Origin of the sequence: Lactobacillus hamsteri DSM 5661 = JCM 6256, from assembly GCF_000615445.1 — a bacterium.
GTDB lineage: Bacteria > Bacillota > Bacilli > Lactobacillales > Lactobacillaceae > Lactobacillus > Lactobacillus hamsteri.
In genome coordinates this window covers 1-7,050 of sequence record NZ_BALY01000050.1, presented here as the reverse complement: position 1 = coordinate 7,050, position 7,050 = coordinate 1, and the positions used below count along the sequence as shown (strand labels likewise).

The window sequence follows — 7,050 nt, the reverse complement described above, 5'->3', positions numbered from 1 at the left end:
CTACTATTTTAAGGTGTCAACCCGATTTCATATTTACTTTAGATATTATATTTTTACTTAATATATGAACTGCTATCTAATTGCATAGAATTAATTTTGCAATGTTACAACTACTCTACCAACGATTTTTATTAATTATATAGAATTAATAATCTAATCATAAAAAAAGAGCCAACTCTTAACGAGTTGACTCTTTCTTTTATCGTAATCTTGCAGATTAACGACGTGCTTCTGCAATTCTTGCAGCCTTACCCTTACGGTCACGTAAGTAGTAAAGCTTAGCACGACGTACACGACCATGACGTACAACTTCAAGCTTAGCAACACGTGGGTCGTTAACTGGGAAGGTACGTTCAACACCAACACCTGAAGCAATCTTACGAACAGTGTAAGTAGCACCGATGCCAGTACCCTTCTTCTTGATTACAACACCTTCGAACATTTGGATACGTTCGTGAGAACCTTCAACAACACGTACGTGAACACGAACAGTGTCACCTGCGCGGAATTCTGGCATATCGTCACGAAGTTGTTCTTTAGTTAATTCAGCAATTAATGGATCCATAATATATTTTTCTCCTTCTTCGGCATTCATTATCACGCCTAGCGCCCAGCGGAACACCCATAACTTATAAAATCTATGGCATTTGCCACGCAAACTAGTTTACCAGATAAATAGCCTCTAATCAAGCTCTGCCTTAATCTGACGAAGCATTTTGTTTTCTTCAGCCGTCATTTCACGATCCTTAAGCATGTCAGGTCGATGTATATATGTAGCTTTCAAAGCTTCATAGTGACGCCATTCCGCAATTTTTTGATGATTGCCGCTTGTTAATACTTCTGGAACTTTTTGCCCCTCAAAATCAGCGGGACGAGTATATTGCGGATATTCAAGAAGTCCATAAGAAAAACTTTCTTCTACAGGAGAAGCCGCATTTCCTAAAATTCCTGGAAGCAAACGTACTGTCGCATCAATCATGCTCATTGTAGGAAGTTCTCCACCTGTTAAAACATAATCACCAATTGAAACAGTTTCGTCAGCTAAATCATAAACTCTTTGATCAAAACCTTCATAATGACCACAAATAAAGGTTAGTTCTTCTTCTTTTGCCCAATCTTGAGCCATTTGTTCATTAAAAGTCTTACCTTGTGGTGCAGTAATGATTACCTTACCAGTTGAAGGCAAAGAATCTAAGGCCTTCTTAATTGGCATAATTTGAAGAACCATGCCTGCTCCGCCACCATAAGGCGTATCATCGACATGGTGATGAACATCAGTTGTAAAATCACGGAAATTAACTAAATTAAGATCCCATTTTTTATCTTCCAATCCACGACCGAGCATCGATGTTTGAAGCGGCGTGAACATATCTGGAAAAAGAGTCAAAACATTAATCTTCATCACGTAGGCCCTCCATTAATTCAACATAGATCTTTTTATTTTCAACGTCGACTTTTTTAACGACATCTTTAATATAAGGAAGCCAAAATTCATTGCCATTCTTCTCTTTTACTAACCAAATATCATTTGCACCTGGAGATTCAATATCGGTAATTTCACCAATTTCTTCATTAGAATCATTATCGATAACCTGGCATCCCATAATGTCACGGTAATAATATACGCCTTCTGGTAATTCTTGTTGATTAGCTTCGCTGATAACCAAAGTCTTTCCCTTTAATTTTTCAGCTTGATCAATATCAGTTATTTCTTCGAATTCTACTAGCCAAAATTGCTTGAATGGACGACCTTTTTTCACTGTTAAAACTCGATCAGTATCATCCTTCAATGCCAATTCTGATCCTGCAGAAAATCTTTCTTCAGGAAAATCAGTAATCAAAGATACTTTAAGCTCACCATTCAAACCATGTGTATTGATAATTTTAGCTACATCGTAATACTGCATTTGTTCTCCTTAAATCTAGGTAAGAAAAAAAGTTTGAAGCTTGTGGCTCCAAACTTTTTAAAGTAATGTTATTACTTATTGTATTTTGCGTCGTGCAACTTCTTCATAAGACCTGCACCTGAGATAAGTGATCTAACAGTGTCTGAAGGTTGTGCACCCTTTTGAAGCCAATCAAAGATCTTGTCTTCATCAAGCTTCAATTCCTTTGGAGTTGAAACTGGGTTGTAGTAACCAACTTGTTCGATGTAACGACCATCACGTGGCATACGTGAGTCTGCAACAACGATTCTGTAGAATGGCTTTCTCTTGGCACCAGCACGGTGCATACGAATTTTAACTGACATAAATAATTTCCTCCTAAAACTTAACGATTAATAATATACCATTATCTGGCAGAGGTGTAAAGTATTTTTACTTAACAGCTGAAAATATTTTTTAAGAATGGAATCTCTTGATCTTCTTCATACGCTTATGCTTATTCTTCTTAAATTGCTTACCCATTCTTCTCATTGCCATTTTAGCCATTGGTGAATCCATGCCTGGCAAGTTCTCCATACCTTTTAAGTTACCCTTGGTAATCTTAGACATCATGTCACGAGCTTGCTTAAATTGCTTAATCATTCTGTTAACTTCAACAACAGGACGACCAGAACCTGCAGCAATTCTTCTTCGACGACTTGGATTCAAAATATCTGGGTTTTCACGTTCTTCTTCAGTCATTGAGTAAACAATCGCCTTAGTATGTGCAATTTGCTTTTCATCAATGCTCATATTCTTAAGTTGAGGGTTATTAGCCATTCCTGGGATCATCTTCATAATTTGATCCAAAGGTCCCAGCTTTTGAACTTGCTCTAATTGATCGATAAAGTCATTGAAATCAAAGGTGTTTTCCTTCATCTTTTCAGCAACTTTTTGTGCTTCTTTAGCATCGTAGTCTTGTTGAGCACGTTCGATTAAAGTAAGCATGTCGCCCATGCCCAAAATTCTGGAAGCCATACGGTCTGGGTGGAAGTCTTGCAAATCAGTTAACTTTTCACCTTGTCCTGTATAAATAATTGGCTTACCAGTAACGGCACGAATTGAAAGCGCAGCACCACCACGAGTATCACCATCAAGCTTGGTAAGAATCACGCCGGTAACATCAAGACGTTCGTCAAATCCCTTGGCAACATCTGTGGCAGCTTGACCAGTCATCGCGTCTACAACTAAAAGAATGTTATCAGGATCGGAAACCTTCTTAACTCTTTCAAGTTCTTCCATCAAAGGTTCATCAATTTCAAGACGACCAGCCGTATCGATGATGACATAGTCATTCTTGTTCTTATCAGCTTCAGCTAAACCATCTTGAACGATCTTAGCAACATCTTTTTCATTTTCTTCGCTATAAACCGGAACTTTTAATTGTTCACCAATTTGCTTTAACTGATCAACAGCAGCTGGACGATAAATATCCCCAGCGATTAAAAGCGGACGAGCATTTTCGGTCTTTTGCAAATGATATGCAAGTTTACCAACAGTTGTAGTTTTACCTGTACCTTGCAAACCAACCATCATAATAATAGTTGGAATATGTTTAGACTTGTTTAAGCCAACTGCTGTTTCACCCATCATTTCAGTCAATTCATCATTAACAATCTTAATGACTTGTTGACCTGGATTTAAACTTTCTTGAACTTCTTTGCCAAGAGCTTCTTTTTTAATCTTTTTAATAAAGTCTTTAACAACCTTAAAGTTTACATCGGCTTCAAGAAGAGCAAGACGGATTTCACGACTTGCCTTATTAATATCTTCTTCCGAAATCTTACCCTTACCTGTTAAATTTTTTAAAGCCTTCTGAATTCGTTCACTTAAATTTTCAAAAGCCATGGGCTATTCTCCCCTCATCTGATCTAATAATTTTATTATCTCATTTTTCGCAGCTGAAGCATCACCATTATCAATTGCCAAAGTTACATCAGCCAACACTTCTTCAATATGATTATAATCGCGCTGCATATGCAATTTATTTTCATAATTCTCTAGTGCTTTGCTTGAGCGACGCAAATTATCATATACCGCTTGTCGCGAAACATCATGATTAATCGCAATCTCTCCTAGAGAAAGATCATTATAGTAGTAATCTTCAAAATAGCTTTGTTGTCCCTTAGTTAATAAAGAACCATAATAGGCATAAAGATCACCTAATTTTTCATTTTTTGTAAGTTCATCCATAAAAGTTTCACCGTTCTTAAGTATAGCAAAAAGGCGCCTTTTTAGAATTGACTGTTCCTATTTTCGTTGTTAAAATGAAATGAATTATAATTTAATCTTAAATTAATAATAATCAATTATATTGAATGAGAAAAAAGAGGAGTGATTATTGTGAATCTTTGGAAAACTATGAATCGCAAAGAAGATCCACGTGTATATGAAAATAAAGATGGACATCTGGTAAGGTCCTTAAAAGTTAAGGATATTTTAGCACTAGGTGTCGGAACCATCGTTTCTGCTTCAATTTTCACTCTTCCTGGTGAAGTTGCTGCCATGCATACGGGTCCTGCTGTAGCAATTTCATTTATTTTAGCAGCAATTGCTGCCGGGCTTGTGGCATTTGCTTACGCAGAAATGTCAGCTGCAATGCCGTTTGCTGGATCAGCCTATTCATGGATTAATGTTGTATTCGGTGAATTTTGGGGCTGGGTTGCCGGATGGGCGCTTTTAGCAGAATATTTCATCGCTTTAGCCTTCGTAGGCTCAGGTCTCTCCGCAAACTTGCGAGCCTTGATTGCCCCATTAGGTTGGAAATTACCACCTTATTTATCAAACGCTTTTGGTACAAATGGTGGCGTGATCGATTTATTTTCAATCATTTCAATTGCTATTGTCGGAGTTTTAGTATCTGTTGGCCTTAACAGAGCAGCTCGAGTAGAAAATGCATTAGTTGTTTTAAAAGTTTTTGCAATCTTGCTTTTCGTTGTCGTGGGCGCAACTGCTATCAAGCATAGCAACTTTGTTCCGTTTATTCCTAAATATCGCATGACTGCTAATGGCCCATTTGGTGGCTGGCAAGGAATTTATGCCGGCGTGGCAATGATTTTTCTTTCATATATTGGCTTCGATTCGGTTGCAGCTAACTCTGCAGAAGCAATTAATCCGCAAAAGACAATGCCACGTGGTATTATCGGCTCATTGATCATTGCCGTTGTTTTATTTGTCTGTGTTGGCTTGGTTCTTGTAGGCGTTGTGCCTTATCAAAAATACGCCGGCAATGCGGAACCGGTTGGACTTGCTCTTCGTTATGCAGGACATCCGGCTATAGCTGTTATTGTTCAAACTATCGCCGTTTTGGGAATGTTCACCGCGTTAATTGGAATGAGCATGGCTGGTTCAAGATTAATTTACTCATTTGGTCGTGACGGGATGCTTCCTAAGTGGTTAGGAAAACTTGATAAAAACCGTCGTCCCAATAATGCTGTGATCTCTCTTTCATTTATCGGTATTTTAATTGGCGCAATCTTCCCATTTGCGGCTTTGTCACAACTTATTTCAGCAGGAACTTTAATCGCCTTCATGTTTGTTTCAATTGGTATTTATCCATTAAGAAAACGTGAAGGAATGGATATTGAAGAACCATCTTTCAAGATGCCACTTTATCCTGTTTTACCTTTCTTAGGATTCCTTGCATCATTAATCGTCTTCTTAGGTTTGGATTCACAAGCTAAGATTTATGCTGGAATGTGGTTCATCTTAGGAGTAATTATTTACCTAACTTATGGTATTAGACATTCAAGTTTAAACAAATAAATATTATAAAAAAGATCTGAAAAACTAAATTTTCAGATCTTTTTTGTTTTGCCTTCAATTCTTGTTAATATTTTTGTGAAATTTTCTTTCCATATTAATTTTCATAAAAAGAAATACGTCTATTTAAATAAGTTTAAAAAGCCTGCAAAGAAAATAACAAAGGCAATCAAATATGTTTGAACAACACGAAGATTGCTTTCATTTTTTTAAGACTCTTGGATATTTGACGGCCACGTCTAAAGACTGCTATTGATATAATCATCAAACAAATTCCAACAATTATGTAAAAAGCATGACCGCATAAAATCCTGCCATTATCCAATCAATCATAAATATGGCACTTTCTAAAATCTAATTTCTATTATAATCTTCATTTTACATTTTAACCAAACTCAAAATATACGGAACATAAGCAACAATAAAAGGAATTAAATTATTTACTGAGTGAGCGATAATAGGAGTTTTAATATCATCTGTTTCTTGGTAAATAAATGCAAACGGGACGCCACCGCTTATGAATATATTCCAAAAAGTAAAATTGAATTCGCCCGTGTGAGCTAATCCAAAAAACATACTCGTAAGTATTATAGCTATCCATGGATTTAACTTTTTAAAAATCCCTTTTTGAATTGCGGCTTGAAATAGAAATTCTTCTAAAACTGGCGCAATCATAACAATCGCAATAAACATAGGAATTGCTAATGCTGTTTGTGCTGTTGCAGAATATATATTAGTGCCTGTAGATTGAGATTGGTCAATTAAAAGTAACTTTGCTATTAAGTATGAAGTTATACCTCCGACTATACCCCAAATCCATTTTTTAAGCGTCATCTTCTTAGTTAAGTCTAATTTATTTCCTACCCATTTACATAGAAACCATTCCATAATTAAAGTGATTATTGTAAATAAAACCATTAAAAAGATATGGTGCGGTATGCTTATTTGCCTCATTATCTCATGGAATTCTTTCCACCCTTCAAATTCGTATGTAGGTGTAGTTTCTACTTGAGGCACTTGCATAATTGCAAAGATTAAAAACACCCAGATTATAATGCCTATCCATTTAAAAAATTTTTTAACAAATTTCATAAGCTCTCCAATCATATAAAATAAAAAGGGAAAGAAAAATTTTCTTCCTCTCTCTGTTTAATTAATCTCTGTCTCTCCAAGAACGATGATGCCAAGATCTTCCTTCAAGGCTATTTTTAAAGCCCCATAACCAATCTCTAGTATGTGGCCATAAATATTCAGATGAAACATCATCATACTTAACAAGATTTGATATGTAAAAGCTTTTTCATTCATAAAAACAATATTATGTTATTGAATAAATTTATTAAGATTAATGACTTTAAGTTAC

8 protein-coding genes are annotated in these 7,050 nt (G+C 36.0%); 1 reads left to right on the top strand and 7 read right to left on the bottom strand.

What is annotated here, in order from left to right:
* Positions 1-217: 217 nt before the first annotated feature.
* From rplS to ylxM, 6 genes are all read right to left on the bottom strand, one after another.
* Positions 218-565, bottom strand: a complete 348-nt coding sequence (gene rplS, locus JCM6256_RS08875; protein ID WP_025081329.1) for a 50S ribosomal protein L19 — start codon at positions 563-565, stop codon at positions 218-220.
* A gap of 117 nt (positions 566-682) precedes the next feature.
* Positions 683-1,402, bottom strand: coding sequence for a tRNA (guanosine(37)-N1)-methyltransferase TrmD (trmD, locus tag JCM6256_RS08870; RefSeq protein ID WP_025081328.1), 720 nt, complete (start codon positions 1,400-1,402; stop codon positions 683-685).
* Positions 1,392-1,907 (bottom strand): ribosome maturation factor RimM, encoded by a 516-nt coding sequence (rimM, locus tag JCM6256_RS08865; RefSeq protein WP_025081327.1) that lies wholly within the window; start codon positions 1,905-1,907, stop codon positions 1,392-1,394. Before rimM ends, trmD begins: the two co-directional genes overlap by 11 nt.
* A gap of 71 nt (positions 1,908-1,978) precedes the next feature.
* Positions 1,979-2,251 carry a 30S ribosomal protein S16 gene (rpsP, locus tag JCM6256_RS08860; protein ID WP_025081326.1) on the bottom strand — a complete coding sequence of 91 codons (273 nt, stop codon included), beginning with the start codon at positions 2,249-2,251 and terminating at the stop codon, positions 1,979-1,981.
* Positions 2,252-2,342: 91 nt separating this feature from the next.
* Complete coding sequence (gene ffh, locus JCM6256_RS08855) at positions 2,343-3,773, bottom strand: signal recognition particle protein (protein WP_025081325.1); 1,431 nt, start codon at positions 3,771-3,773, stop codon at positions 2,343-2,345.
* 3 nt (positions 3,774-3,776) lie between these two features.
* Positions 3,777-4,118 (bottom strand): YlxM family DNA-binding protein, encoded by a 342-nt coding sequence (gene ylxM, locus JCM6256_RS08850; RefSeq protein WP_025081324.1) that lies wholly within the window; start codon positions 4,116-4,118, stop codon positions 3,777-3,779.
* Positions 4,119-4,268: 150 nt separating this feature from the next.
* Here ylxM and JCM6256_RS08845 point away from each other — a divergent pair, with 150 nt between their 5' ends.
* The gene (locus JCM6256_RS08845) at positions 4,269-5,690 is read left to right on the top strand and encodes an APC family permease (RefSeq protein ID WP_025081323.1); all 1,422 of its coding nucleotides are present in this window, start codon (positions 4,269-4,271) and stop codon (positions 5,688-5,690) included.
* Positions 5,691-6,065: 375 nt separating this feature from the next.
* Here the strand turns inward: JCM6256_RS08845 and JCM6256_RS08840 are convergent, their stop codons facing one another.
* Complete coding sequence (locus JCM6256_RS08840; protein ID WP_025081322.1) at positions 6,066-6,779, bottom strand: CPBP family intramembrane glutamic endopeptidase; 714 nt, start codon at positions 6,777-6,779, stop codon at positions 6,066-6,068.
* Positions 6,780-7,050 lie beyond the last annotated feature (271 nt).

What these genes read in the sequence shown, in the direction of transcription:
- rplS (WP_025081329.1), bottom strand. Translation starts at nt 565, where the DNA reads ATGGATCCATTAATTGCTGAATTAACTAAAGAACAACTTCGTGACGAT.
- trmD (WP_025081328.1), bottom strand. Translation starts at nt 1,402, where the DNA reads ATGAAGATTAATGTTTTGACTCTTTTTCCAGATATGTTCACGCCGCTT.
- rimM (WP_025081327.1), bottom strand. Translation starts at nt 1,907, where the DNA reads ATGCAGTATTACGATGTAGCTAAAATTATCAATACACATGGTTTGAAT.
- rpsP (WP_025081326.1), bottom strand. Translation starts at nt 2,251, where the DNA reads ATGTCAGTTAAAATTCGTATGCACCGTGCTGGTGCCAAGAGAAAGCCA.
- ffh (WP_025081325.1), bottom strand. Translation starts at nt 3,773, where the DNA reads ATGGCTTTTGAAAATTTAAGTGAACGAATTCAGAAGGCTTTAAAAAAT.
- ylxM (WP_025081324.1), bottom strand. Translation starts at nt 4,118, where the DNA reads ATGGATGAACTTACAAAAAATGAAAAATTAGGTGATCTTTATGCCTAT.
- JCM6256_RS08840 (WP_025081322.1), bottom strand. Translation starts at nt 6,779, where the DNA reads ATGAAATTTGTTAAAAAATTTTTTAAATGGATAGGCATTATAATCTGG.